We start from the raw sequence: 24,611 nt of genomic DNA, 5'->3' as shown, positions 1-24,611 counted from the left end.
TTGCCGTTGTCCATGCCGCCTGCGCTGCGCTGCCACCTGCTGATCGGCCAGCCCGCCAGCGGCAAAACCACCCTGGCCAAGGCCCTGGCGCCCCTGCTCACGGGCCCGGGTGATCCCCCAGCCCAGCTGCTCTCCACCGACGCGATTCGCGCAGAGATATTTGGTGATGCGGCGGTGCAGGGGCCCTGGATCGACATCCAGCAACGGCTGCACCAGCGCATCCAAGAGTGCGTGGCCGCAGGCATCCCGGTGATCGTGGATGCCACCCATGCCCGCCGCGCCTGGCGGCTGGCGATCACCCAGGCCCTACCCCTGCCGGCACCTGTGGAGTGGATCGGCTGGTGGCTCTACACCGACCTGCCCACCTCACTCGCCTGGAACGCCAAGCGCAAGCGAGCGGTACCGGTGCCGGTAATCCAGGAGATGGCCGCCGCTTTGGCCGATCCCCATTTCGGGCCATCACGGGCGGAAGGGTTCGCGGCACTCTGCGCCGTGGTGCCCAGCCACCACAAAGATCTAGTGCCAGTGCTGCAGGCCGAACTGGCCGGCCTCGATCAGCGCATTCGCTCAGCCACCAACCGCGAGCGCAGGCTGCAGCGCCATGGTTACTCGCGCCTGCTCGATCTCGAGCGCTTGCTTCACCTGATCCGGCTGTTGAGCACCTGGCCCGATCTGGCCGCCACCGACCCCGCCAGCGCAGAAGAGCTCGACGCGATCCTTTCGCCCCTGCCCCAGGGCGATCTGGCCGATCGGGCGGCGGCCTTTCTCGGCAAACTGCACGGAGCCTGTTTTGCCGATGTCAGCGCCATTCGCTCTGATCTGGCCTGGCTGGAAGCCGCTGGCTTCTGCAGCGCGCTTCCCTCCACCACGCCGATTCAGTTGGCGCCAGCGCCCCGGGCCGCCGGAGCCATCCATGGCGGGATCCCGCCCATGGGCGATGGGCCGGTATTCGTGCGGGTGATGACCCTGCTGCGCCACCTGCTGCAGGTGCCCCTTGATCGGCCAGCCGAGCGCGGCAGCAACCTGCATCAGCACCTGATCGCAGCCACAGAAACGATCCCCGGCGCCTACCTCAGCGGCGAAACCGCCACCCTGCGCAAGGACCTCGAAAAACTGCTCACCCCCTACGGCTTCCGCAATCGCCACGACAACGTGCGCCATGGCTACTGCCTGGGCACCGCCGTGCTCTCGCCGCCCCGGTTGCAGGAGGTGCACAACGTGGTGCGGCAGGCGGCAGGCCAGCTGGCCGATCCATCCGCTCAAGACCTGCTGGCAGAGCTCGATCAACGCTTGGGCTGGGCCGGCATCAGCGCCGACGGGCTGCCACCAGTGCGCAGCTATGCCCGCCATGCGGTCGTCGACACCAAGCTGGTGCGCCGTGATTCATTGGCCGCACCCCGCCGCGCCGAGGCGATCGAGGCGGCGATCGTGGAGCACCGCCGCGTGCTGCTGCAGCGCTACCCCGGCGTGGGCGGCTTTGCCGATAGCCCCGGGTGCGAGCTGCGGGTGTGGCCCCTGCAGCTGATCTTCCACAACGTGGGCTGGTACTTGCTATTCGAGGAAGACCACATCGGCCGTGAGCAGGGGTTAATCCGCAGCGAACGGCTCGATCGCCTCGCCATGCCCCGCACTGATGGCGATCTACGCCGCTCCCCAGGGCAGCACGCCGCCGCCATCAACCGGCTGGAGCGCTTGCTGCACCACAGCGGCGGCATCTACTTCGGCGGTGACATAGACCAGCAGCTGGCGGTGGCAAGTAGCTCAGCTTCGCGGCGCAACCAGATCCTGCAAACCCTGCGCTTCTGCTGCAGCCCCTGGGCCTTTGCCTTCATCCGCGAGGGCCTGCAGCGCTACCCAATCGAGCACACCCGCTTTTCAAAACCCCTGCCCGCAGACAGCTGGTGGCACCACCCCAAGGCCCCGCACCTGCTCGAACCCGGCCCAGTCAGCTCCAGCCATCCCTACCCGGTGGAGCTGGATCTACCGCCCTGGACCCTGGCCGCCGACATCGACCTACGCAGCTGGCTGTTCGCCTTTGGCGGCGGCATCCGCATCGAACAACCCGATGCCCTTAGACAGGAGCTGCTGCGGCGCTGCCAAGAAGCGATGGAGGCCAATGGTGGGCCAGCAAGCCCAGCCAATACCGAGGACCAGCCCTCTCAATCGACTCAATTTGTAAATCGCCTGCGCAAAGAGAGGCGGTTGCTGTAATCAAGCCTGCCCCAACACGACCTCTAGAGGTCTTATTTCGATGCGGATTTCGCATGGCTACAACCATTCATCACCGCGCTCCTGAATGGCCCACGCCAGCGTCTACATAAAGGCCTGAGCCCAGCCGTCGCCAACAGGAGCAATTGCATCGTGAAGTCAAAGCATGGTCCGCTCAGCCTGTTCGCCGCAGCTGCGCTATTGAGCAGCCAGCTTCCAGTACTGGCGGACGAGATGCCGCTGTATTGCAAGTATCCGCCGGGTCGCGGACTCACCCCCGACCAAGAAGCCCGCTGCGCGGAAGACCCGGCCAAGGCCCAAGCCGCCAAGAAAAAAGCGGATGAATTGCAGCCTCCCACCTATCCCTTCTCCCGGCCTGGCTTCCTGACGGTTGAACCAACCAGCGGGAAGCAGATTGGCTTGACGCTGCTCTCCAAAGACGGCAGTGAGATCACGCTCGATTACGGCAAGAACAAAGAAAGCCTGGTGTTGAAACCAGTCGAGATCATCAGCTGGAAATCGGCAAACGCAGGCTCAGGAACCGACGCCAGCAGCGCCGTGAGCGTTGCCGTTGCTGGCGCCTTGTTCTTCTGGCCGATGATGCTGGCGGCCCCGTTCATGGTGAAGAACTACACCATCACGGGCTTTCAGGTTGAGACCATCGATCGGTTCGGCAAAGATGTCAGCCTTGATTTCGCCACCATCGAAAGCCCCAGGCCAGCGATGGAGCTGCTGCGGTTTTCCACGGGGCTGGCTGCAGGCACCAGGCGCGGACCTGAAACCACCAAACCCCTTTACGAAGCCGGACTCAAGCAATCGCTGCTTGAGCTGGAGACCTTGAAGAAACCGCTTCTGGTGGTGAACAACAAAAAGCCGTGGTGCTCAACCATCAAGCTCAGCGGCAATCCAGACAGTGCCGCCTACACGGGCATGGTTGAGCACATCAATGCCTTGCGCCGCAAGCTGGAGCTGCCGCCCATGCAAGACCTGGCTACCCAATCGACCGACCAGCAGTGGCAGGCCTATCTGGATTCCAAGCCGGGCCTCAGGCAATGGGCGGCGACCTACAAGCAGCAGGCACAGACGCTGAAACAATGCTGAGCGATCAGCGCCGGCATCGGCAGCGCCTCTCACCCCAGACAAAAGCCTGAGCAACAGAGGCGCAGGAACTGGCCATGGAAATGATGCAAAACCTGCATCACTTTGCTGACACCACAGAGCTGGCACGAGGCACAACGACTTATTGAAGCCTGAAGTCCGCAGGCGCTGGACCTAGATCGAGGGCCAGCACTTACGAGAGAGCGTGAATACCGAACCTCACCAATCAGCCAGGGGCGCAGCTATACGTGCGCAACTGCAGACAACGATGCACAAACGGCATGGAAATCTCGCGATTGGCCAGGGGTAATGGCCCATGCCGACACCTGATTACCGCGCCGCGCCAGATTCACAATCGCCACACCCACTCAGAATGAGACCTGCGAGAAGACAGCAAGATCGCTTGCACTGCAATTGATCTCAAAAGTGTCGATTATTTTTGGTCATACGAGCCCGTGGTGCGCAGCCCTCAGACACTCGCGCCAGGAAATCACCAGCGCGCGACTCTAGGCCCACCCGCCAAATATTTAAGCTTTGCTTCAGGGTCTGGTTGGGAATTGACACCACCAGTGGTGGTGGCGGTTGGTTCAGGCCCCCACCGGTGCTGATAGAACTGATGGGCGCCTTGGCAAGGGGTGGCACTCCCGGTCTTGGCCGGGCGACACGGGGAGACCCGGGCTTTTCGCAAAGAAAGGCCCAGGGAATATCACCTCCCTGGGCCTCCCCTTGAGGGGTGCTGCTTTCTGTCAGCAGATTCATGGTGACCCACAGACCGTCTTTTTTACCCCTTTCGCGATACATCTCAGCAATTGACCTCAGCCCCTTGACAGAACTGTCAGAGCTGGTCAATCCACCTCTACCCAGCCGGCATCGTGCTGGTGTGGCCTGCATCGTTTCTGCTGCTGCTGCTCAGTACGGCACTGCATTCACTGGAGGTGGAATTCATGACTGAGCCTTTTCCCACCCGCTGCCTGCTGCATCAGGTGCTGTATCAACGCACATCGCCCTACGGAGATCCCTATGCCGTAGCTCTGATGATTGATCCTGCCGGCAACACCCATACGGCACTGGCTTGCAGCAAGCTCTTTGGCGACCTCGACAAGCTCAGCGAATTGGAAGGCCACGAGGTCAACCTGCTGCAAACCCGCAGCGGACTGAAGCTCAGGCCCTGGGCAGAACAGACCATCGAGACCAGCGACAGCTGCGATGAAACCTGTTGTTCGTCGTCGTCCATGGAATTCGACGGACTGCCAGATCCACTGTTTGCAGAGGAAGATCCGCCAGCGAGCAGCACGGCTCCGACGTGCACAGGTTCAGCAGCCTCTGCCCTCACGGACCTGGCCACCACCGTGGCAAAGCAGGCCCGTGATCTCAAGCTCCCGACGGCCATGTGGATTCACTTCCCGTAGCGGCGATCCCTGTCAGATCCCCCTGTTCAGGCAGCCCCGAACAGGGGGCCTGCAGCAATGCGATCAGCGCAGGCTTTCGCAGGCCTCGCCATCGCCATTGCCATCGAGATAGTTGTGCCCCTGCCGCAACAGCTCCTGGGCACGGTCGTAGGCGCCGATCTCGCTGCAGCGGTAACGGCGCCCCCCGGGAGTGGTTCCATCGGCGATGGAGGCTGAACGGCGGGCGCGGCGGTAGTCCCACGGTCGAGTGATGCCAGCTGGCACCTGCCAAATGCCAGAGCGCCGCCTGCTCGCCCGGTGCTCGGCATCCAGATACCCCTTGGCATTGCAAACACCCAGGTACTGGCGGTAGGCAAAGGCCTGACCGTCTTCCACCATCGCCAGGTTGAGGTTGATGTCACTGATCACCTCCGCCACAGATCGGCCGTAGCGATCGGTGGTTTTCACATCGAGGGTCACCTCCCGGCCAATTGGCAGCCGCTGTTGCAAATACGTGCGGGCCTGTTGCCCGTATGGGCTCTGGGCCGTCTCGGGGGCATCGATGCAGGCCAACCGCACGGTCAGAGCCCGGCCGGCCTGGCGCACACGAATCGTGTCGCCGTCACCGATGGAAAGCACGGTGGCCCTGACGCTTTGGCCATGGACCTCAGCTGGCCCGGCCAAGGACACCCAGAGCGCGACACCCAGCAGAACCCGTCTGACCATCGCCGGAGTTTGCACCGGCGCCGTTTCCATGCAGCCCCTGCATCGTCTGGGCGGGCTGGTGTGATTCAGGCCAATCTGGACCTCTGCTTCTGCCTCCGATGGGCCGCACTCCCCTGCTGATCCCCCTTGCTCTGGCGGCTCTTGCAGCCGGCAGCGCCCTAGCCCAGCAGCCCATTCGCCCTCTCCCAAAAGTGGGAAGCTGCCCGCTGGGCTACTACAGCTCCGGGAGCTACTGCGTGCCGAGCAGTGGCGGCAATACCCTTGGCGCCATTGAGAAAAGCGGCAACAGTTGTCCTCTCGGCTTTTATGGCTCGGGCAACTACTGCGTCAGCAGCCCCAGCAACGACCGTGAGGCCATCGAGAAGGTGGGTAAGTCGTGCCCTCTGGGCTGGTACGGCTCAAACGGCTACTGCGTCAAAAGCCGCTGATCGCCATGGGCTTCCGTTTCCGCCGCTCCGCCCGGCTGGGCCCATTGCGCTTCAACTTCAGCAAGGGGGGCCTCAGCTCGATCTCCGTTGGCGGCAGGGGAGCCTCGTTCAACATCCCGGTGAGCCGCAGCGGCGGGGCCCGCACCACCGTGGGGCTGCCGGGCACCGGCCTGAGCTGGAGTGTGGAGCACACCACTGATCACCCCGCTGCGCTCCCTGCTGGCCCTGCAGCGGGTCTACCCAACAGCCGCCGGCTGCGGCCCGGCCAACTCGATGCCCTCAAGCAGTCGCTGCTTGAGGTTCTGCACAGAGAGCTGTTCGCTCCCGGTTCCACCGGGGAACAGCTCTGGCAGCACGGCCTGATAAGCCGCCTCCTCGCAGATGGCTCACTCTCTGCGCGCACCACGGGCCTGTTGGCGCTGATCGAGACGCATGAGGCGATGGAGGCCTACCTGCTGCGAGCCCAGGGCCAGGACGATGCCAAACGCCGCGCCCAGCGTTGTATCGAGGCGGTGCAGCTGGCGCAGCGGTTGAGCGCCGATCAGCGGAGAGTGGGATGAGCGTTGAGCTCGATGCCATGCCGCTACTGGTACGGGACTTTGCTGAGGCGGTGCGCTGCAGCCCAGGCGACCAAGCCTGGCTGCGCCTCCACGGCCATGCCCTGATCGACGCCCTAATCGAAGCGGATGGGGGTTCGGCCGCCATGGTGCTGGAGATCCTGCGCTTGATGCGCGAAAACCTGCTGAGTGAGAGTGGCTGGGGCTCCTTGATCTGGGACCACGATCTGGTGCCCAAGGTGATTGAAGCCACCGGATTGAGCGGTGAGGCAAAGGAACAGCTGGAGCTGGTGGCGAGCTGGGATGGGGTCTGCAGCTACGTCTGCGAAGACCTCGATGGCGCCACTGCACAATCACGGGCACTGGAGATCACCGAGCGCATCCAGGAGGTGGTGCGTCTGGCTGTGGAGTTTGAGCTGGTGGATTTGGAGTGATGCGGTTGCCACTTACAAGCCCACGCACAGCTGCGTCCGACCCACTTAGGCCCGATCCCTCGGGAAAAAACCACTACTGAGCAGGAAAACGCCCGGGGCCAACGCACCGCGCTTTGTTGTGCTCACTCCTGCCTAGTGAGGACGTGCTGCATCACCTCCAGCAGTCCATCGGCGAGGGGGCGATGGCTGCCGAGCTTGGTGCTCCAGATCGATCCCACAAGCAGCTCCTCCGGGCTCACCAAGCCCAAGTCCTGGCCCTCCAGCAATTGCAGCTGCTCCAGCTGCACGGACAGCTCGCCTCGGAACACGTGGGCCGTGCGCCGGTGGATGTGATGCACCATCACCAGCTCCACAGCGAGGGGCTGCCAGCTGATCTCCTCCAGCAGCTCCCGCCTAAGCGCCTGCTCCGGCGTTTCGCCCGGATCGAGGTGCCCACCAAAAAGCCCCCAGCAGCCGGGCGCGACGATCGTGGGGATCTCGTCGCGCAGCTGCATCAGCCAGCGGCCATCCCGCTGCAGCATTGCCAGGGCGACTTCAACAGCCATATATCTGCCTCAGGCTGCTGCCGGCCGACGCCGCTGCGTGGCGTAGACCGCAGCTCCACCAGCCGCTAGAACCAAGCCACCGCTGATGGCCAGAAACACCAGGGTCTGCAGCAGCAGTAGAACAAACCCCAGAGCCGAGCCGGCCGCGATCTGCACCCTGGCCTTGATCAAAAGGGTGAGTAGCAGCAGCACCGTGGTCTTGAGGGCCAGAACCTTGGCGATGCTCAACGGGCAGAAAGGGTTCAGAAGCATGGTGTCATCACAGCCATCCTCATGCTGGCGGGCCGATCCGGGTGCGGTGGTTTCACTCAAGCTCTGGGCGGCAGCGGTGGCGGCGTCCACTGCGGTTTGCAGACCTGCCAGCCCTGCTGGCGCTTCTGGGCCCAAAGCTTCATCGCCTGCTCCCGCGTTAGCTCTTTGCGGCGTTTCAGCAGCGGCGGCTCGCCACTGGTCATCACTTCTCCCAGCGTCACCTCCAGGCTCTGGCTCCAATGGTCGTAGCGGCGCGGCCGAAAGTGCAGCACCTGGCAGCCATCACTGATCCAGCCCTCCTGAGGGGAGAGCGGCGGCCGGCCGGTCCTGTCCGTGACATTCATCGGCCGCTCACGCCACCTCCGGTGCCCAGCCGCGGCTGTGCGTCATGTCATCAGTCCAGCCCTGACAGCGGCTGGTGAGGTGCTCGCCGTGGGCGATCAGCCCTTGGTGCAGCTGGCAGGTGAGCACCGGGATGCAGTTCACCCCAGCGTGATGCCTAAACCAATGGCAGGTCATGCAGACCTTGCGGCTGCGGGTCTTGAGCAGCACGGCCTCATCGAGGTAACGCCACTCTTCGATAGGGATTTCAAGCCGGGCGGCCAGGGCCGCAGGCCGTGGGAGGTGGACACCCATGAACCGCTCCAGATGCGTACACCTGTACTAGCACGCCTCCAGTCTTCTGGCTGCCACAGATTTGCTGGGCCGACCTCGAGGCGGTTGACGAGCCTGCTATTTTTCTGGGAGCAACACCCTCCAGGCCTCTGCCGGCTTCCGGCATGCCCAAACAGGAGGGTCACTATTCCCAGCGGACACTTGTTGAGGTATTCCAAGCCTCCGCTGAACATTTCCGATCAGCTCCAGCAGTTACGCGATCGAGGCCTGCTGATTGGGTCAGACGACCTAGCGCTGAATGCTCTCGAATTGATCGGCTACTACCGCTTGAGCGCGTATTGGTTGTTTTTTGAAGAACCTCCAGCTCCAGGGGAGACCAGAAGCCACCGCTTCAAGCCTGGCTCCAGTCTTGAGAAGGTAATTGAGCTCTATGACAGGGACCGTCTGATTCGGTTGCTGGTGATTGACGCCATTGAGCGAATCGAAATCGCCGCCAGATCAGCTTGGGTTCAAGAGCTGAGCATCAAGCATGGCCCCCACTGTTACCTTGACCAGCATCTATTCAGGCCTGACTTTAATCACGAAAAACAGATCAAGCAGCTGCGCGATCAACTGCAGCAAAGCAATGAAACCTTCGTGATTCATTACCAGCAGACCTACTCAGAGCCCGAGCTTCCTCCGATCTGGGCAATGACGGAGCTGATTTCCCTTGGCACACTGCGCACCTGGATTGAGGCAACAGAACTGGACAGCAAGACCAAGGTGGCGCGATCCCTGGGAACGCCGTCGGCCCAGGTGCTGAATGGTGTCTTGCACTCCCTGAATCTGCTCAGAAATATCAGCGCCCACCACGGCAGGCTCTGGAACCGTCTCATCGTCAAGCGGCTCCCAAAGATCAAGAAGCTCCAGCACCTCCTTGTGCTGGAGGATGTTGACGGAGAAGGGGTCCAGCCATCCAAGAATTTGTACAACTACCTTGTCGTGATGGCAATCATTGTGCGAAAGGTTGCGCCTCTCAGCACCTGGCCATCGCGCATGGCGAAAGTCATTTCACCCATGCCAAGCGAGCAGCAAGAAGCCATGGGCTGCCCTGTGGGCTGGCAACAGCAACAGATCTGGAGCTGAGCGGTCCCGTTTACGCCCATAGCCCAAGGAGGTGGATCCACTTCGGGTCCGCTCATCTGGCCTCTGACGCAGCTCCGGCAGCGACCACGGGATGCCTGTCGCCGGTGTGCGACACCAGAAAGGTCTCGATCCATTCGTGATGCCTCCGCTGGCAGATTCGATCGGCGATTGAAGCGGCCTCGGCTGGCACCTGGAACCGCTTGCGGAATGCCTTGGTGAAGCGCTCCAGAGCAGGGCGGGGCAATCCCCGCACGGTGGCCAGGATCTGCTTGACGGTTGCTGGATCGAGGGGCTCCAGGCCCACCTCTGTTGTTGGCTCGCCAGGCGTGGTGGTGCGCTGAGGTGCTGGTGCGTGGCGGATTGGTGCGGAAGCAGTTGAGCTGGTTACCTCCCGCTGTTGCTTGTCGTAGAGCGCCAGACCAAACGGATTGCCAAAGGTCATTAGGGCCCTCTTCATGGCATCGGTTTCAGCCTCCTTGAGGGCGGATTCGTGGGCCTGGCCCAGATCGGCGTCGATGCCGTGGCCGGCACCGCTGCCTTCTCGGATGACATCCCCGACACGGATACGAACGCGAGCGGTGTAAGTGACACCCCAGCCGGCACGGCTGCTGCTGCCAAGGGTGCGCTCGCGCTCAGAGACGCACTGCACGGCGATGGTTTCGCGCTGCCAGCCATCAAAACCAAAGATGCGGTTCGCCTCCGCGATCGCTTGCCAGCCCTCCAGGTAGGCCAGAGAGCGGCCGGCCTGGCTGCGGGTCTGGACCTTGGCGCGATCGAGTGGGGCACTGAGAGCAGCGAGCTGCTCGGGGGAGAAGACAGCGGTGGCCATGGGAATGCTGCGATGTGAGAAGGGATTTGGGTGGAAGGGGTGTGGGCCCGCGCCTGAAACGGACCCACGTGAAAGGGGGCTCTGCCCCCTCAGTGGATGCGCCAGCAACGGCGGGAGAAAAGCTGGGCGCCGGTGATCTGACGGCCGGCCTTGAGGGCTTCCTTGATGGCGGCCTTATCGGGCTGGGTGGTGGTTTTGATGGCCAGCCATTCGGAATCGAGGGCCTGCTCGTCGTCGATCACGACTGAGGAGGACTTGCGGCTGCTGAGCTCGTGATTCGGGAACGAGAAGCGGGTGGCTGTGGGCTGCAGCTGGGTGAGGACAAACACCAGCGACTCCTCCAGCGCATCGGCCCGGCCGGCATCGCTGCGGGCCAGATCACTGAGACGCTTGGCCTGCTGCTGGCGATAGACCGCCTGACCGCGCAGATGGTCGATCACCCAGCAGGTGGCATCGGCCTTGGCCGCCAGGGCGGCCTTGTTGCCCTCCTCAGCAAGCAGTGCCGCCTCCAGCTCGGCCAGGGCCAGGGCGCGCTGCTCGGGATCATCAGCTTCCAGCTGCTCGGCCAGCTGGGAGATGGCGGTGGTGAGCTCCTGGGCCTCGATGCCCAGCTGCCAGAGGGAGCCGGAGCGCTGCAGGGAGCAGGCCGGCCCCTCCGCTGGGGGAGCCGACGCAACGACAGCAGCAGAGGCGGGGATGGGGGTGAGAACGGTCATGACGATGGAAGAGGAATAAAGGAACTGGAGTGAGAACGAAGCGCCGATGGCGCGGAAACCTTCAGGAGCGGGCGGAAGCAGGAACAGCCCAGATCCCTGCCGAGGGACTGACCTGGGCCACCGAGATCGGGACCGGAGATCGGGCGGCCATGCGGCGGGCTTGCTGCACCAGCGAGGCGGTGCCAGCTCCACCGGGGAAGGCCACGACCAGCACCGAGGCGATCGAGCCAGAGGAGGTGTGAGCCACCGCTCGGGCAATGGCCTGCTCCAGCAGCTCGCGATTGCGGATCGGCCCAGCGGCTCGGCCGTTGCGCTGCCACTGAGCGGGCATCACCAGAGACGACCAGCCCAGCTGCTGGGCCGCTCGGCCGATGGCGGCATCGGCGCCACGGGCACCGCCATGGAGCAGCAGGTGCACCAGCCGGCCGCCGCTGCGGGCGAGCAACTCAGCGGCGACCCGCTGATGCGGCCAGGCCAGATCTCGGCCGCCACCAGCCGCGATCACAAGCGAATAAGCAGAGCCAGAACGTGGCTCGAGTGAATTACAGATAGCCATGGAATCAGCTGCCAAAAGTGACAACTAATCGGGGCATCACAACCGCTCAGAAATACGCGGCCTTGATGGCGAGATCAGGGGATGAGGTTGCCGCAGGCGATGGGCTCGGGGCCTTTGGCGCAGCCCTTATCCTACCAGTACAGATGCACTCCGGAGGCAGCAAAACCACTGCAATGCAATGGATCTACTAAAAGCGGAGCTCCATAGAGGAGCCCCGGCTCACTGAGAATCAAGACCATCAGATCTGGGCCGAATACCCCCCGCCGCGCAGCTGCGAGAGAAACGCTGGGGCCCCTATGGCAGCTACCGCCGGTGACCAGCCCTTAGGCCACCGCAGCCGCGGGAGAGCAGCCCTGCCTGCCACCCCAACACCGGCCCCGGAGCGGAGGGCGGCGGCGGCTGGCCGATGCAGGCCACGGCACAGCCGTGGCACGCTGAAGGACGGCCGCTGCCGAACGGAGCCCTGCCGGTGCCCGCAGAACTTGTGGCACGCCTTACGTCGGCAAGCCCGACGCTGTGGAGAAGAGCGATCAAAGCGCATTGGTGACTTGGCGCCGCACATCGATAGGGGCACTTCCGCAGGAAACTTGATTAAGCCTTCGCCTTGCTGAAAGAATCGGCCCTTCCATTGAATAAGGGGGAGGGGGCGTTAGCGCATCCAGCGCAGCTCTCTAACTCCGCCGCAGCCTCCGGGGCGCATGCGCGCATGCCTCTCCAGCCCCCTCTATCGAGCAGCTGCCCTGGAAGCAGCTGCTCGAAGTCCAGGGATTCCCCAGGCGTCCGGAGCGCGTGAAACCAGGAAAACTTCTCACATACCTTCTCACACCCAAAGCACTAGAGCCACAATCCCCAGATGCAGAAAGGGATTACGGAGATTACACCCTGAGTCTTCTAAGCAGCCGGTCGTTGGTTCGAGTCCAACAGGGGGCGTCTCTTAAACCGACTGCAGCGCAGTCGGTTTCACGCAATAAGACAGAACGTGACGCTGCGTGTCGGAAGGCTGACTTGAGGGTTTTTGCGTGCCTTCTGCGTGCCGCCTTGCGTGCTGCAGGGTAGTTTTGCGTGCCAACAGAGAGCCCGCTCGACCATGCCGAAGCGCAGGGCCAACGAAGCGCCATGGGAGGTGCGCCTTCGGGAAGCAGTAAGGGCGCACCACCCCTTCGGCTACTCCATCCGAGAGATGAAGGGGAAGGTGGCGGTTCAGCGGTATTGGCAGGACACCGGCAAACGAGAAAGCGCCTCACTCCCCCTCGAATGGCACCCCACCTCACAACGGGAGCTGCTGAACGCCCTGCACGGCATCAACGCCGCGATCGGGCGTGGTTTGAGCCTCAAAGAGGCGGTGCGGCTGACGTTCGACGTGAGCGCAGGGCCGTCTGTCCGCGTGAATTGGCAGGAGGTGCTGGCCCGGTTCCGCACGCACAAGCTCGAATCAGGCGCCGTCAAGGACAGCACCTGGCTCAAGGAATACGAGCCACGCCTGCAGTGGCTGGTGGACAAGCTCAACGGCCCTGCGGGAGCGAACAACGGGGAGACGGCGCTTGAGGCGATGCGAGTTGGCCGCAATGGTCAGGGTGGGGAGCCGGGAAGTCGCGGACGCAAACTCCGAATCCAGTACGCAGCCCAGATGCTGCGATTCGCGGTGGAGCAGGTCGGACTGGACAGGCGGTGGCTGCCCCCAGACGAGACGCGGATGGGGCAACTGATCGGCAAAACCAAGCCGACTGCACCCAAAGCGAACAATGCGGGGCAGGCGCGAGCCCTGACAGATGAACAGTTCCTACGACTGCTGGATTCGATCACGAACCCGAAGTGGCGCCTAGCGGTCGGATTGATCGGCCAGTTCGGTTTACGAGGGGTGGAGCTGAACTACGTCGGAGCCAGGGAGGACGGCCTGTGGGTGGGTTACCAGAAGAACACTGTGAAAGGCTCCACCAAGCAGAGGCTGGTTCCGATCCTGGACCCGCAGGGCCGAGCTGGACTGGGGAAACAACTCCTCCTGACGCTTGAGAGCGGCATCGTGGAACTTCCGCCGCTTGGCAGCTCCGACTCGGAAGCCTCAGGCGCGATCAGTGTCTACCTAAGGCGCAATGCGGTCTGGAACGAACTAAAGCAAGCGGTGCAGGCAGCACACGGCGAAAGGATTTCGGTCTACAGCCTGCGGCACTTGTTCGCGTGGAGATGCGCGATGGCGTCACCGCCAGTGAACCCAAGAGCAGCAGCGGCAGCGATGGGACACAGCTTCGCCGTTCACGTAGGAACGTACGCCCAACAGTTCGACATCACAGGCGTCAAAGCCGCATTTGCCGCCGCAAACCGAGGCAACGCTTCCATAGAGTTACACAATTAGAACTCATAAGGAATAGCAATCACGCCCGGCACGGGAAGGCCCTGCGCACGCGCAAAGCAGAAAGTGGCCAAAAAACAGCGAGTAGAGTTACACAGTAAAGAATAGGGCGTTTACACGTCGTTTCAGATGCTTTAGTTTTGCGTCGTGAGAAACACGACCTCACAGCAATTCGCACCAGACAGCATGGAGCATCCAGTTCAGACTTGGCTGCCAACATCAAAGGCAGCGAAGCCCCTCGGCATCAATCCGCAGACGCTGAAGCGCTACTACGGACACCCAGAAACAGGCTTTTTACGCAAAGGCAAGCACTGGAAGCCCGGGCCGTATCCCAACAGCAGCAAAGGCTGGTGCATTGAGGAGTGCAGAAAAGAACTCCTGGAAAAGGGGTTCATCTTTTTTGGGACTATTGAGCAGTCTGACTAGTCAGCCAGGCATCTTTTCCGTTTTGTGGGTATACAATTTGTGTGACACCCCCGGCGAACAAAACGTGTCCATTCACGAGTTTGCGCAACAGGAAAGCCGAGGTGCACCGCTGAAAACGATGGTGCACGCAAGGTTTCCGAAGCCGCTTGCTGTCTTTTTGAAGGCGGCAGCACTGACCGAAGGTGTTAGCGAATCCACAGTGCTTCGCTACGCCGTCGAAAAGTGGGCAACCTCCCAAGGGTTCTCACGCACCTGCGTCTGAAACAAGAAAACCACCCCCAGCCAGGGGTGGCTTGCTGTCAGATCCACAACGCCCGTACGGCATTTCGATCCACACAAAAGGAGTCTACCGTGGCGACAACGCTACAGCACACATCGTGCTCGTCTTCTGACGACTGGCAGGATCCAGTCAACTGGGAGTTGGTTCTAGGGCGATTTGGAAGAATCCAGAACCTCCAACCGCGACTTCCTCAATGCACCCTGCAGGAGGTTGCACCCCCCGAAGAGCTGCAGGGCCGTCGAGAAGCCTGGGACGACATTGGTCAGCGTTACCGCGATCATGCTCGATCAGAAGTCGGATACAAGGGTGCCGACCCGTACCGCTCGATAGCGTGCGAGACGAGGCTGATCCTTGGTGTTTTGGCCCTGCCAAGGCAGTTGGTGTTGGGGACGTACAAGCGGCTATTTGGTGAGATCTCCGAAATGCCCAGCACTTGGGAATTGTTCGCGGTTGCTTTCGCGCTATTTGATCCGCCGCGGCTGTTTTGGGGTAAGGAAAGCTGGATGGATGTGTGCCGCAGGGCCGAGCTGATGCAAGCGCGTCGGGATGCGATCACTGCACAAGTGCAGGAACTCCTGGAGTTGGGGCGATGAAGCGCACACTGGAAGAGGAGCTGCAAACGTTGGTGGCTGCAGCGGCAAAGCCGGAGCCGATCGACGAAGCAGAAGGGGAACGGCATTTGGCGTTGAACGGCATTGGACCGCACGATCCGGTGATCTTGTGCGCCTACCCGTTGAACAAGAAGGACGGCACCAACCGGTACGTGCCGCAGCGGCAAGGTGGGGGTGACACCCCCTACGACTGGGATGCGGTGACTGCCCAAGCGGCACTTGGAGGGCGTGACTACTCGGCCCTGCGAAGGCATCTGACCAACCCGGACGGGAGGACGCCGAACGCTGGCTACATCAGTTGTCCCGGGGGGACAGCGATCAAAAGTCGCCAAGAGATCAAGGAAGGGCGCGTTCTGATTGCAGAGATCGACAAGGAGGGGCTGGACAAAGACTTCCAGGCCAGTATCTGGAAACTGGCGAAGCTGCCGGAGCCGACATACCAGCTCGACACGGGTGGAAAAAGCATCCACCACATCTGGGTGCTGGATCGGATGGTGAGTGCCGAGCAGATTCGGGAAGGCAGGGCCAGGTTGTCACTGGCGATAGAGCAGGCGACAGGCATGAAGACCGATCATTCGATGCACTCACCACACCAGCCATCGCGGCTGGCGGGTGGCATCCATCCCATAACCGGCAAGCGGAGCGTTCTGATCAACGTCACCGGCAAGCGGTACAGCTTCGAAGAGGTGATGGCGGCGTGTCCGGTGAAGGAGCAGAAGAAGGTTGTCGCTAGTTCCGACAACCTCTTCCGTGCTGATGATCCGGGCGATGTGGTGAAGCCAGGGGAATACCCGACACCCGATGAGCTGTCGCAGCCAGTGCCGATCACCGTTGCGATGCGGAAGGAGTCACTTGAACTAATCCACACCGGGCAGCAAGGGAACCAAAGGCCGGTCCGAGCCTTCCTTCTCTCGCGTGAAGCGCAGGAAGCCAAAGCACAAATCGAAGCGCTGGGCCACGAGGTGGCTGCCTCACCAAGCGTCGAAGATCTGTTCGATACCTTTTGCCGCAACAGCAACTGGCTTGGTATTGGACAGGGGGAGCAGGACCTAGAAGATCTCCGGGCACGACACTGCGCAATCCCACAAGACGTGGGGGAGGGTTACTTCAGTAAGTCGGCCCTGCGGCGCGCAATCGCTAAGTGGGCAGAGGAGAACGGCCAATGGCGTTGGAAACCCGCTTCTTTCCGAAGTGGGAAGGGGTTTAGTGCAAAGGCTGATGCTGCTTCCGCGAAGAAAGTCGATCTAAAGGAGCTGCCGTTACACAAAAAGCTGCGAGCATTCGAGCTGTACCTGCACTTATCGCTCAAACGCCATCGCAATCCATTTCGGCGGCTGGTGTTCCTGCGGGCTGTGTTGAAGGAGTTGGATCTCACCAGCTTGGTCAAACCAACGGATTTGCCGGAGCGGGTGGTCGCGGCAATGTCCAAGCGGATGGGTGGGGTGTATCAATCGCTCACCGCTTCCGCGCGTAAGGCATTGGTGTTGTCCGATGTGGAATGGCTTGTGCCCGGTGTCATCCCGGCAAATGATCTGACCTTCTTTGGTGGACGGCCAAAGGTCGGCAAGACGCTGCTTGTCATCTATCTGATCCGTTGCCTGCTCAATGGTGAGAGCTGGCTTGGCTTCCCATCCACCGGTCAGAAGCACACGGTGATTCTCGTAACCGATGACCAAGGCGACAGAGATACCCGCACGATGCTGAAGCAGCAGGGCCTATGGGATCACGAACGGCTGCTGTGGTCGAGCAAGTTTCGTTTGGATGAACAGCAACTGGATCTGCTGCTGGACGACATCAAGGCCAATCCTGGCGCCGTTGTTGTGGTCGATAGCCTCCGCAGCATCAGCCGTGGACTGACCAGCAACGAAAACGATGCGGCCCTTGGTGTACTGCTGTACGACTTGAAGGGGGCAGTGATGGCAGCTGGGGGGACGCTGTTGATGATCCATCACGCCTCGAAAACGTCAAACGAAGTGGGTGTGGAAGCGTTATCAGGCCACTCGTCGATTCCCGGGGCCGGCAACAGCGTGGTGACACTGCACTACCTAATTGGTAAGGACGGCAAGACAGCTCAGAAGACCATCCCCGAGCGTCGGTTGTTCCGGGAAGGCAGGTCCGGTGGTGAGGCGACTGATCTTGTGGTGTCGATTGGCCCTGCGGGGGCTTTTCGTCGAGTGATGACGTTTGAGGAACACCTGAACCAACAGGATGGATCCAAGATGGAAATGGGGCTTCAGAAAGAGGGTGGCTTAATTCAGGACGCTTTCCGAAAGCTGCTTGAACGCCGTGACAAAGGGTTGGAAGCGGTTTCGACGCTGGAGCTTCTCAAGCTGGCGGGTGGGTGTGATCAGTCTGTGCGCATCACGGCTGATCTCAAGAGCGACACCAATCGCAAGCGTCTTGAGCGGAAACTCAAGCACTACGAGAAGCAAGGCGTCATCCAATGCGATGTCCTACGCGGTGGCTTCTCGGGTGCGGCGACCCAACAGGTGTGGTCACTGACCGATTCGGGAGCAATTGAGGTGCGATCAGCTCTCGGATAAACGTGTCTTTCCTGTCCTTTCTGTCTTTATGGCCCTGCAGGGGCACTCACTGAAAAGACAGAAAGGACAGAGAAGACAACTATTTTTTGTTCATCACGAGAGCCTGCAGGGCCGATAGCGCACAGAAAATCGCCGTCTTGAAAATCCGCCATCCTGAGGGGAAACCTGCCGCCGTCACCATGGACAACAGCCGCGAACTCGCATCCCTGCTCCGCAGGGCCAATCGCCTCACGATCCTTCAAAACCCGCCGGTGCTGGAGCTATTGACAGTCAACCCCGGAGAGGAGCTGCCGCCCTCCCCCTGGCGCCTGAACCTAGTGATCGAACCCAAGCGGACGGCAGGCCGAGCGTCTTCGACATGATCAAGGTGCTAGGTGGGCAGAAAAACCCACGCGACGCATGGCAACGTCTTGTTGAGACACATCCTGAGGAGGCTTCTGAAAATCCGGGGTAAAGCCGGCCCGCTGGCCGATTCATGACCGTTGATCGCGGCGTGTCAATCAAGTTGACCGCCATCAATGGACAGGCCGGTGCCTCAGCCGGGCCTGAGTCCATGATTCGAGACCAGCTGTCCCGCCCCTTGGCTCCTTTCCCGGCTGCGTTCATGCCATCACCGCCTGTGCCCTGAGCAGGTTGGTGATGAGGATCAGGTTATCGGCCACTACATGCAGCCGGAACACCGCTCCAACGTTGGTCCTACCCCGAGCCTTGAGTTGCCTCAGCCCGGCTGACTGTTTGATCCAGCCAAACACCTGCTCGATTCGCTTGCGGGAGTTGATCGATTGGGCACAGCCCTGATGCCACGCCGTGCGGCCATCGATCGCCGATCCACCTCGGCGCGTGAGGTTCTGCGCGACATGGGGCGTGATGCCCTTGATGCGCAGATCAACCACGAACTCCCGGGTGTCGTAGCCCTTGTCGGCACCGAGGGGCTTCTGGTGTGCACCCCTGAGGGAACGAGCCATTCGCTGCGCGGCTTCTCGTTGAGCTTTGCCGGTGGCTTTGGTTACTTCACTGGCTACCACCAGGCCGTTGCGGTTCACCATGACGCAGTGCCCCATGAAGCTCAGGAAGGCGCCGACGCCAGGAGACTTCTTGAACAGCCAGGCCTCGTCGTCGCTTGTCGAACGGTGGGTCTGGTTGGAGAGGAACAGGCCGCGGAAGTCGCCCTTGGCACGCGTCTTACCAGTGTTGGCAAAAGCGCCAAAGCCTTTGCCACCACTCGGCGATGGCGGGTCGTCGTCGATCCCATCGATCCGCTCCAATGAGCCGTGAGAGGCCCAGGCCCGAAGCAGGGTGCCATCCACCAAGAAGTGCTCTGAACTCAGCAGGGGTTTCACCTCAGATGCAGCAAGAAGCAGCTCAAGGAACTTGGCCATGAGCGCCTCGTTCAACAGCCGATCACGGTTCTTGGTGAATGAGGTCGGGTGCCAGACGGGATCATCGGCGTTGAGGCCGACAAACCAGCGGAACAGCAGGTTGTAGTCAAGCTGCTCGATCAACAGGCGCTCCGAGCGAATGCCGTAGATCGCCTGCAGCAACAGGGCCAAGAGCAGCTGCTCCGGCGGAATCGAGGGCCTACCCGCCCTCGGGATAGAGCTTGCAGAAGGTCGGATTCAGTCGATCAAGAGCTTGATCCTCCAGGCGCCGTACCTGACGCAGGGGATGGGATGCCGGGATGCGGTCTTCTGTGGAGATGTACGAGAACAGGGGACCGGTGCGTTCCTGCTGGCTGCGCATCAACTCAACGCCGTTGCACCATTCTCCCGCAGTTGGCTGGCTTTATCAGCAGCCTCCTAGATCAGCTGCTGCATGCCGTTGCGAACTCGTGACTGAATCAGTGCACCTACGCTGCTTCCCTTTGCTAGACAAAGCTCAAGCGCCAGGCTTTGAGCAGGGGGCATGATTCTTGTGATTCAGCATATTGAGATTGTACGTCAGTCAGGATTAATAGCCTGATGAAGCTTGCGACTTCGGTTGCGGCAGAGTTGCAGTCTCCAGGAATTAATACCTGCTGGTGGAAAGCGAGATCCTCCAATCCACTACAAGCCCAAGAGGAGGCCAAGGCAATGCTGAGAACGCCAAAGGGGCGACAGTTGCTTGCCCAAACAAAGTCTATCGGCCTCTTATGCCTGGCCGCAATTTCTGCGAATGCCATGGTCGGCATAACGGCAGCTCCAGCCAATGCCGGCTGTGGCTACTTTGATGTATTTTGCAAGGGCTCAGGAATCCGCAAAGGGCTTAGATCAATAGACGTTTTGGATAAGAACTCTGATGTCCGAAAGGCTCTAAGGGGGTTTGACGAGGAATTCCTTCAGCCAGTGGGAGATGCTATTGGCGAAGGGATTAAGAGCGCTGCAAAAGTGTGTATGACTGCTGGGGCTGCTACATGCGCGAATCCAGACTTTCAGGCTACCTATATAACCTTGAAAACGATTCCAATGTCTGGCGCTGATATGTGCGGTGCGCTAGTGGAGTCTCTTGTTGCTGCTGAGCCCGCTGCAATCACCGCTGTTTCGGCTGCTTTTGGATATCCGATGCCACCACAAGTTGGACAGATCTCTGCGAAGATGCACAGAGAGCATGGCATGTTGTCGTGCCAGATCCTTTACGGGAGGCAGCCTAATCTCAATGGATACACTAGGACCAATGAGGGTGTGCTTGTGAAAACTGAAGGCTACGAGAGGGTAATAGGACAAGCAATTGGAGCCCCCAGAGACGCGACAACTCAAGCTTCGCCATTCCCTTCTTCTCCTCCAGGCCCTCTGGCTGGCGGGTCTCTTGTGCCTGCAATAAGGGATAGCGGCGCAGAATCTGTGTTCACACCCTCGTTAAATACGCTCAACTCTCAGGCTGAGGCATTGCGACTTGAGCAGGAAAGTCGCTCTCGTATAGCGCAGGAAAATCTTGATGCTCAAAGATCTAAGCAGGAGATGACAATGACGCTCATTAACTCCGGCGCTGCATTGCTCGGCAATCTTTTGAGTAATCTTGGGCGCCCCTCTTCTGAGCCTCGCCCTCCAGCCCCAATTCAGCAAGCATCACCTTATCCACAGGCTTTTGGCGGAAATAATGGAAGCTATAACCCCTCTTATCCTTTGCCTGGCACGGGCACTGTGAGCTCACTTGAATCAGATCTAAAGAGTGTACTGGGTCTCACATTAGATCCCACCTGCTCAAATTATCCAATGGTGATTAAGGGCTTGGGCGGTCAAGTTGTTTGCGCGGTAGCGAGACCTCCGCACAGTCCTGGTCTTTACCTATTCAACGGCAGCACACTTATTCCGTTGCGATAATGGCATGGGATAAAAATACGCAATGCGTCGAGTGGCGCCAGCCAAATACGTACATCCAGCCGGAATGCGTGGATCACCGTCTTAATCGTGACTCGGATCATCTGTCTTCACAGATGCCGCCCTTGGTCGGCATCTGGTCGTCTCGGGTCAAAGTGAAGCTGATGTTGTTGGCAGTCAATCTGGCTGCTGAATGCTGGTTTTATTCGTGGTTGTGGAGGGCTAAAGTGATCATGCCAAGAAAAAGTCTGAGCAGGCTTTGCTTGCAAGTATGCTTCGCTGCTACTTGTTGCCTCTTTGTCGGAAGCAAGATTGCGCCGAGCTATGCTCGCGGGATAGCAGATGTCAGGCTTAGCGAAAAAGCCATTGCGCCAAAGTGTGCGTCTATCAATGGCGAGCATGCCTCTTCTTCGCACGCTAGTCTTTTTTTCTCTATCTCCGGAAAGTCCTCGGTAAATGCTGCAATGAACCCGGAGCGCAAGGATTACCAATCGTTTGCGTGTAATGGGAAGCGAGGTACGCTTTATTATTTCGAGTATCGAAGCGAAGGCGATGCCGAGAATGCGATGAGATTTGCGCAAGGAGTTATATGGGGCGGTGCCGCTCGCAGCGCGGAGCACTCAGAACTTATTTTCACTGTTGAAAATATACTAGTTGTAATTTCTGGCTCTGATCCAGAGGTGCTTGAGTCTCTTTTAAGAAAGGAGCCACGGTCTTCTGAGTAGGCCAGTACTGTTGCTAGCAATGGCAGTGCCAGGGACGAGTTGATAGGGGCTATGGCTGAATAAATGTCAGCATGGGTGCCATAGCCCCACATCCTTGCAAAGTCCTCGGCGAACAGCTGTGCCAGCTCAGCGATGTTCAGGCGTAGAAGGTTATTCACGTAGCCCCGGTTGCGTGGATTGTCGGGATCACCATGGATTCAGTGCTATGTAAAGTTAGTGGAGCGGGTCACCACCATCTGCCGGTTGGCCACGAAGTATTTCGAGAGCATTAGGCCGCTGCCGGCGCTGCCGTAGAAGAGCAGTGGCGTGCATATCTTTTTCCGAATGCTGGCAGTGCTGCAGAGATTTGGGAGGCTGCTGAAAAGCCTCCGCACTATTGACAATCTCAGGCAATCTTCCCGATTCAATCTGGTTCTGGGTGCCTGAATACCCCCTCCGTCAACACCAACATCTTGGAGTACACCTTTGGTGCACTTCGCGGATAAGGGAGGGGGTATAGAAACCTTTTTCAGCAGCCTCTGAGGTTGTCGGAAAATGCGACAATCTCGATGTTGCGACATTTTCTCAGAACCTCAAGCAAACGCCGCAGCCGCCTGTTCCTTCGCTGTCTGACTGATTTCCAGATAACGCTGCAGTGTCGACAGTGACTGGTGCCCAGACAACGCTCTAAGCGCCGCCAATGGCACTCCAGCTTCGCTTGCGGCAGATAGAGCGGAACGCCGAAAAGAGTGGCTTGAGACGCCTTCCAGGCCCACCTCCATGGCGGCCAATTCAAGAGCATCCATGAAGGCTCGACTGGAGAGACATTGGCCGGCAAAGCGACCGGGAAACACAAAGTCACTGCCTGCAGGATCGCGCCCATTCAGATGCGACCAGTCCTCACGCCAACAGGCGAAGATCTCCTGGAGCCTGGGCGTAGCGGGCACCGTCCGAGACGCCAACTTGCCCTTGGTGATTGTCTTCGGGAACGTGACACCGCCGCGGCAAACGCACCCCCACGTGAGCTGGCGTCCTTCCGAGATCCGGCAACCGGTCCGACGGCACACTTCTGCCAGAACTTGGTGATGACGCCCAGGCAGGGCCGCAATGAGGCGATCGAGCTGATCCGTGCTCAGAACCGCCGCCTGACCAAAGCGATTCGTTTTCATTGGATTGGATTTGGGTGGTCCTAGAACCCAGTGCCAGAGGGGCACCGCGTCTAACTGACATTTTACGCGGCTAGCGTGCAACAGTAGAACCCAAGAGCCAGAGACCCAACAACAGCATTGCCAATACTTTTGCCACTTTATATGAGCTTTACTGTCATAGAGAAGCCTTGCCCGAGGGGGCAGGGTTCAAGTTTTGCTTATGCCTTGCAACACCCAGGGAACCTGACAAGGCACCACAAATACCGACGACAGCAATGTAGCACAAAAGAAATTTATCGCGAAACACAGTTACACTTTGGGAAGCATTAGTTCAGCCCTTGGCCGACGCGCACTTGTCCATGGAGGAGTGGATACAACTCAGCCGGATCAACCGTGTCGCAACCACCCTTTTCGGTAGAGACCGCTCTGCAGCAGATGCTTGGGGGCAAATGGCTTGGGCTAAGTGGCAGTTCGAAGGAATCGAACCCGAGGACCTTGCTTGCCGCAGGGCCCCAGGTCTCGCCAAACGACTCGGGCGTGGGGTGACGCCACGACGTAAACGTTGTCCCATGCAGGAGTTGTGATGGTGATCAACGAAAAGCCACTTCCGCCAAGGATCCTGACGGCCCTGACGCTTGCGGCTAGCGGCAGTAAGTGGGCAGAAGCCGCAGAAGCAGTGGGCATCAAGGCTCCAACCCTGCGGCGCTACGCCAAGGACCCCCGAGCGACTGAGTTCATCGAACGGGTTGTCCGCGAAAATCTCAACAATGCAAACGGCATCCTGGCCAATGCCGCCCCGCGTCTTGCAGAGGAGCTGGTGGCCATCGCCCTCGACCCTGCGGTGAAGGCTTACGCGCGAACAAGTGCCATCGCCGAGTGCTTCAAGATCCTGAACCAAAACGTCCTGGAAGCCGAGCAGCGGAAGCAGCTCCAGGCCATTCGCAACCAGCTCCAATCCATCGAAGATGGCGTCGAGCACGCGCAGGTGATCGACATCTAACCCTGCAGGGCCAATCCATGAAATCCACCGACAAACCCCAGCTGCTCATCGCTGAACTGCTGAAAGCCGCACAAATTGCTCAGATCGATCCGTCGACTATCCCAAGCGACGTAACCCCTTGGAGCTGGAAGGACAGCCGTGCCTTTGCCTGGCAAACCGCCTTCCGTGCACTCAACCCGGCGATGGCGGAGCAGGCGGAAGTCGCCTACGGGCCCGCCATCTCCTTGGCACTGCAAGCCGCTTTGGACGGCCACGCCGAGATGACTCCGGATCTGGCCAGTGAGCTTGGCGTTAAGCGCCCTCTCCAGCACGAGCTGATGCAGAACGCGCAAATCGAATCTGCTCTGAGCCGGATGGAGGAAAACCTCGAGGCGGAGAGAGCCCGCAGGGCCGAAGCAACCCCATCCCCCGAGGAACTCCAACGCCAGCTCATCGCCTCCAAAGAGGCGGCTGCAGCTCACGTCAGAGCCTTCAACGTCAACGCTTCGGTCTCAACGACTTGAGACAGGAAGACCCTCAGGAACAGGCGCTCATGCTCCACGCAGGGGACTCGGAGGGCGTTTTCGAGCCTGAGGCTTACGACAGTTGGCAGCGCAAGCGGTTCTTGCGCTGCCAACACGAGCGCCTCCAGGGGCTACTGAGGAGCCTCTCTGGCCCTAGGGAATCTCTGGACAAACGGGTCTTGATCCGTTCGCGGGACGCAGCAACTCTGCTTTCACCGTGATTTTTCTGTGCGGGCTCCTTCTGGTAGACGTTGTCCCCATGCTCAGCGACCTTGGGCT

At 60.3% G+C, this 24,611-nt stretch carries 25 protein-coding genes and 1 pseudogene; 16 read left to right on the top strand and 10 right to left on the bottom strand.

Annotation, left to right across the window (positions count from 1 at the left end; translation table 11 throughout):
* Positions 1 to 12: 12 nt before the first annotated feature.
* The 3 genes from KBZ14_RS06125 to KBZ14_RS06115 all read left to right on the top strand — a co-directional run bounded on the left by KBZ14_RS06125 (position 13) and on the right by KBZ14_RS06115 (position 4,715).
* Entirely contained in the window at positions 13 to 2,211 is a 2,199-nt protein-coding gene (locus KBZ14_RS06125) for an AAA family ATPase (RefSeq protein ID WP_255117437.1), read from the top strand.
* 198 nt (positions 2,212 to 2,409) lie between these two features.
* Positions 2,410 to 3,309, top strand: a complete 900-nt coding sequence (locus KBZ14_RS06120; protein ID WP_255117436.1) for a hypothetical protein — start codon at positions 2,410 to 2,412, stop codon at positions 3,307 to 3,309.
* 941 nt (positions 3,310 to 4,250) lie between these two features.
* Complete coding sequence (locus KBZ14_RS06115; protein WP_255117435.1) at positions 4,251 to 4,715, top strand: hypothetical protein; 465 nt, start codon at positions 4,251 to 4,253, stop codon at positions 4,713 to 4,715.
* A gap of 63 nt (positions 4,716 to 4,778) precedes the next feature.
* Here KBZ14_RS06115 and KBZ14_RS06110 read toward each other — a convergent pair whose 3' ends face one another.
* Positions 4,779 to 5,333, bottom strand: a complete 555-nt coding sequence (locus KBZ14_RS06110; RefSeq protein WP_255117434.1) for a thermonuclease family protein — start codon at positions 5,331 to 5,333, stop codon at positions 4,779 to 4,781.
* A 185-nt stretch (positions 5,334 to 5,518) separates the two neighbouring features.
* On the opposite strand from KBZ14_RS06110, the gene KBZ14_RS06105 reads away from it, so the two are divergent.
* The 3 genes from KBZ14_RS06105 to KBZ14_RS06095 are packed head-to-tail and all read left to right on the top strand — an operon-like array spanning position 5,519 to position 6,839.
* Positions 5,519 to 5,848 carry a hypothetical protein gene (locus tag KBZ14_RS06105; protein ID WP_255117433.1) on the top strand — a complete coding sequence of 110 codons (330 nt, stop codon included), beginning with the start codon at positions 5,519 to 5,521 and terminating at the stop codon, positions 5,846 to 5,848.
* Positions 5,797 to 6,408: a DUF4236 domain-containing protein gene (locus tag KBZ14_RS06100; RefSeq protein WP_255117432.1), complete on the top strand. Its 612-nt coding sequence runs from the start codon at positions 5,797 to 5,799 to the stop codon at positions 6,406 to 6,408. The genes KBZ14_RS06105 and KBZ14_RS06100 overlap by 52 nt, the downstream gene beginning before the upstream one ends.
* Entirely contained in the window at positions 6,405 to 6,839 is a 435-nt protein-coding gene (locus KBZ14_RS06095) for a hypothetical protein (RefSeq protein ID WP_255117431.1), read from the top strand. The genes KBZ14_RS06100 and KBZ14_RS06095 overlap by 4 nt, the downstream gene beginning before the upstream one ends.
* Before the next feature lie 122 nt (positions 6,840 to 6,961).
* Here the strand turns inward: KBZ14_RS06095 and KBZ14_RS06090 are convergent, their stop codons facing one another.
* From KBZ14_RS06090 to KBZ14_RS06075, 4 genes are read right to left on the bottom strand one after another with little or no spacing between them, the layout of a single operon-like run.
* Positions 6,962 to 7,384 carry an NUDIX hydrolase gene (locus KBZ14_RS06090; protein ID WP_255117430.1) on the bottom strand — a complete coding sequence of 141 codons (423 nt, stop codon included), beginning with the start codon at positions 7,382 to 7,384 and terminating at the stop codon, positions 6,962 to 6,964.
* Between the two features lie 9 nt (positions 7,385 to 7,393).
* The gene (locus tag KBZ14_RS06085) at positions 7,394 to 7,636 is read right to left on the bottom strand and encodes a hypothetical protein (RefSeq protein WP_255117429.1); all 243 of its coding nucleotides are present in this window, start codon (positions 7,634 to 7,636) and stop codon (positions 7,394 to 7,396) included.
* Between the two features lie 56 nt (positions 7,637 to 7,692).
* Positions 7,693 to 7,980: a DUF1651 domain-containing protein gene (locus KBZ14_RS06080; RefSeq protein WP_255117428.1), complete on the bottom strand. Its 288-nt coding sequence runs from the start codon at positions 7,978 to 7,980 to the stop codon at positions 7,693 to 7,695.
* A gap of 7 nt (positions 7,981 to 7,987) precedes the next feature.
* Complete coding sequence (locus KBZ14_RS06075; protein WP_255117427.1) at positions 7,988 to 8,272, bottom strand: galactose oxidase; 285 nt, start codon at positions 8,270 to 8,272, stop codon at positions 7,988 to 7,990.
* A gap of 183 nt (positions 8,273 to 8,455) precedes the next feature.
* Here KBZ14_RS06075 and KBZ14_RS06070 point away from each other — a divergent pair, with 183 nt between their 5' ends.
* Positions 8,456 to 9,376: an Abi family protein gene (locus KBZ14_RS06070; protein WP_255117426.1), complete on the top strand. Its 921-nt coding sequence runs from the start codon at positions 8,456 to 8,458 to the stop codon at positions 9,374 to 9,376.
* 52 nt (positions 9,377 to 9,428) lie between these two features.
* Here KBZ14_RS06070 and KBZ14_RS06065 read toward each other — a convergent pair whose 3' ends face one another.
* From KBZ14_RS06065 to KBZ14_RS06055, 3 genes are all read right to left on the bottom strand, one after another.
* Entirely contained in the window at positions 9,429 to 10,205 is a 777-nt protein-coding gene (locus KBZ14_RS06065; RefSeq protein ID WP_255117425.1) for an RAD52 family DNA repair protein, read from the bottom strand.
* 89 nt (positions 10,206 to 10,294) lie between these two features.
* Positions 10,295 to 10,921, bottom strand: a complete 627-nt coding sequence (locus KBZ14_RS06060) for a siphovirus Gp157 family protein (RefSeq protein WP_255117424.1) — start codon at positions 10,919 to 10,921, stop codon at positions 10,295 to 10,297.
* Positions 10,922 to 10,982: 61 nt separating this feature from the next.
* The gene (locus KBZ14_RS06055; RefSeq protein ID WP_255117423.1) at positions 10,983 to 11,477 is read right to left on the bottom strand and encodes a DUF2493 domain-containing protein; all 495 of its coding nucleotides are present in this window, start codon (positions 11,475 to 11,477) and stop codon (positions 10,983 to 10,985) included.
* Between the two features lie 1,087 nt (positions 11,478 to 12,564).
* On the opposite strand from KBZ14_RS06055, the gene KBZ14_RS06050 reads away from it, so the two are divergent.
* The 5 genes from KBZ14_RS06050 (at position 12,565) to KBZ14_RS06030 (ending at position 18,046) form a co-directional block, all read left to right on the top strand.
* Positions 12,565 to 13,827, top strand: a complete 1,263-nt coding sequence (locus KBZ14_RS06050; RefSeq protein WP_255117422.1) for a site-specific integrase — start codon at positions 12,565 to 12,567, stop codon at positions 13,825 to 13,827.
* A gap of 183 nt (positions 13,828 to 14,010) precedes the next feature.
* Positions 14,011 to 14,250 carry a hypothetical protein gene (locus KBZ14_RS06045; RefSeq protein ID WP_255117421.1) on the top strand — a complete coding sequence of 80 codons (240 nt, stop codon included), beginning with the start codon at positions 14,011 to 14,013 and terminating at the stop codon, positions 14,248 to 14,250.
* Between the two features lie 351 nt (positions 14,251 to 14,601).
* Positions 14,602 to 15,123, top strand: coding sequence for a hypothetical protein (locus tag KBZ14_RS06040; protein WP_255117420.1), 522 nt, complete (start codon positions 14,602 to 14,604; stop codon positions 15,121 to 15,123).
* Entirely contained in the window at positions 15,120 to 17,684 is a 2,565-nt protein-coding gene (locus tag KBZ14_RS06035; protein WP_255117419.1) for an AAA family ATPase, read from the top strand. Before KBZ14_RS06040 ends, KBZ14_RS06035 begins: the two co-directional genes overlap by 4 nt.
* Before the next feature lie 179 nt (positions 17,685 to 17,863).
* The gene (locus KBZ14_RS06030) at positions 17,864 to 18,046 is read left to right on the top strand and encodes a hypothetical protein (protein WP_255117418.1); all 183 of its coding nucleotides are present in this window, start codon (positions 17,864 to 17,866) and stop codon (positions 18,044 to 18,046) included.
* Between the two features lie 240 nt (positions 18,047 to 18,286).
* Here the strand turns inward: KBZ14_RS06030 and KBZ14_RS06025 are convergent.
* Positions 18,287 to 19,424: pseudogene (locus tag KBZ14_RS06025) on the bottom strand (IS5 family transposase).
* Positions 19,425 to 19,642: 218 nt separating this feature from the next.
* Here KBZ14_RS06025 and KBZ14_RS06020 point away from each other — a divergent pair.
* Together KBZ14_RS06020 and KBZ14_RS06015 are read left to right on the top strand one after the other, a co-directional pair.
* Positions 19,643 to 20,980: a hypothetical protein gene (locus KBZ14_RS06020; protein ID WP_255117417.1), complete on the top strand. Its 1,338-nt coding sequence runs from the start codon at positions 19,643 to 19,645 to the stop codon at positions 20,978 to 20,980.
* Positions 20,980 to 21,702, top strand: a complete 723-nt coding sequence (locus tag KBZ14_RS06015) for a hypothetical protein (protein WP_255117416.1) — start codon at positions 20,980 to 20,982, stop codon at positions 21,700 to 21,702. The genes KBZ14_RS06020 and KBZ14_RS06015 overlap by 1 nt, the downstream gene beginning before the upstream one ends.
* 572 nt (positions 21,703 to 22,274) lie before the next feature.
* On the opposite strand, the gene KBZ14_RS06010 is transcribed toward KBZ14_RS06015, so the two are convergent.
* A complete protein-coding gene (locus KBZ14_RS06010; protein ID WP_255117415.1) occupies positions 22,275 to 22,850 on the bottom strand; it encodes a tyrosine-type recombinase/integrase in 576 nt (191 codons plus the stop codon).
* A gap of 562 nt (positions 22,851 to 23,412) precedes the next feature.
* Between KBZ14_RS06010 and KBZ14_RS06005 the strand changes: the two genes are divergently transcribed.
* Together KBZ14_RS06005 and KBZ14_RS06000 are read left to right on the top strand one after the other, a co-directional pair.
* Entirely contained in the window at positions 23,413 to 23,829 is a 417-nt protein-coding gene (locus tag KBZ14_RS06005; RefSeq protein ID WP_255117414.1) for a hypothetical protein, read from the top strand.
* 17 nt (positions 23,830 to 23,846) lie between these two features.
* Positions 23,847 to 24,332, top strand: coding sequence for a hypothetical protein (locus KBZ14_RS06000; RefSeq protein ID WP_255117413.1), 486 nt, complete (start codon positions 23,847 to 23,849; stop codon positions 24,330 to 24,332).
* Positions 24,333 to 24,611: the final 279 nt, after the last annotated feature.

Origin of the sequence: Synechococcus sp. HJ21-Hayes (assembly GCF_024345835.1) — a bacterium.
Taxonomy (GTDB): domain Bacteria; phylum Cyanobacteriota; class Cyanobacteriia; order PCC-6307; family Cyanobiaceae; genus Vulcanococcus.
Note: the sequence above shows the minus strand (reverse complement) of the source record. Positions and strands in the feature narration are given on the sequence as shown.

Coding starts and splice junctions, on each gene's coding strand:
- KBZ14_RS06105 (WP_255117433.1), top strand. CDS start 5,519: ATGGGCCGCACTCCCCTGCTGATCCCCCTTGCTCTGGCGGCTCTTGCA.
- KBZ14_RS06080 (WP_255117428.1), bottom strand. CDS start 7,980: ATGAATGTCACGGACAGGACCGGCCGGCCGCCGCTCTCCCCTCAGGAG.
- KBZ14_RS06030 (WP_255117418.1), top strand. CDS start 17,864: ATGGACAACAGCCGCGAACTCGCATCCCTGCTCCGCAGGGCCAATCGC.
- KBZ14_RS06085 (WP_255117429.1), bottom strand. CDS start 7,636: ATGCTTCTGAACCCTTTCTGCCCGTTGAGCATCGCCAAGGTTCTGGCC.
- KBZ14_RS06115 (WP_255117435.1), top strand. CDS start 4,251: ATGACTGAGCCTTTTCCCACCCGCTGCCTGCTGCATCAGGTGCTGTAT.
- KBZ14_RS06035 (WP_255117419.1), top strand. CDS start 15,120: ATGAAGCGCACACTGGAAGAGGAGCTGCAAACGTTGGTGGCTGCAGCG.
- KBZ14_RS06060 (WP_255117424.1), bottom strand. CDS start 10,921: ATGACCGTTCTCACCCCCATCCCCGCCTCTGCTGCTGTCGTTGCGTCG.
- KBZ14_RS06000 (WP_255117413.1), top strand. CDS start 23,847: ATGAAATCCACCGACAAACCCCAGCTGCTCATCGCTGAACTGCTGAAA.
- KBZ14_RS06075 (WP_255117427.1), bottom strand. CDS start 8,272: ATGGGTGTCCACCTCCCACGGCCTGCGGCCCTGGCCGCCCGGCTTGAA.
- KBZ14_RS06010 (WP_255117415.1), bottom strand. CDS start 22,850: ATGAAAACGAATCGCTTTGGTCAGGCGGCGGTTCTGAGCACGGATCAG.
- KBZ14_RS06090 (WP_255117430.1), bottom strand. CDS start 7,384: ATGGCTGTTGAAGTCGCCCTGGCAATGCTGCAGCGGGATGGCCGCTGG.
- KBZ14_RS06050 (WP_255117422.1), top strand. CDS start 12,565: ATGCCGAAGCGCAGGGCCAACGAAGCGCCATGGGAGGTGCGCCTTCGG.
- KBZ14_RS06015 (WP_255117416.1), top strand. CDS start 20,980: ATGGCATGGGATAAAAATACGCAATGCGTCGAGTGGCGCCAGCCAAAT.
- KBZ14_RS06005 (WP_255117414.1), top strand. CDS start 23,413: ATGGTGATCAACGAAAAGCCACTTCCGCCAAGGATCCTGACGGCCCTG.
- KBZ14_RS06020 (WP_255117417.1), top strand. CDS start 19,643: ATGAAGCTTGCGACTTCGGTTGCGGCAGAGTTGCAGTCTCCAGGAATT.
- KBZ14_RS06095 (WP_255117431.1), top strand. CDS start 6,405: ATGAGCGTTGAGCTCGATGCCATGCCGCTACTGGTACGGGACTTTGCT.
- KBZ14_RS06055 (WP_255117423.1), bottom strand. CDS start 11,477: ATGGCTATCTGTAATTCACTCGAGCCACGTTCTGGCTCTGCTTATTCG.
- KBZ14_RS06045 (WP_255117421.1), top strand. CDS start 14,011: ATGGAGCATCCAGTTCAGACTTGGCTGCCAACATCAAAGGCAGCGAAG.
- KBZ14_RS06065 (WP_255117425.1), bottom strand. CDS start 10,205: ATGGCCACCGCTGTCTTCTCCCCCGAGCAGCTCGCTGCTCTCAGTGCC.
- KBZ14_RS06125 (WP_255117437.1), top strand. CDS start 13: ATGCCGCCTGCGCTGCGCTGCCACCTGCTGATCGGCCAGCCCGCCAGC.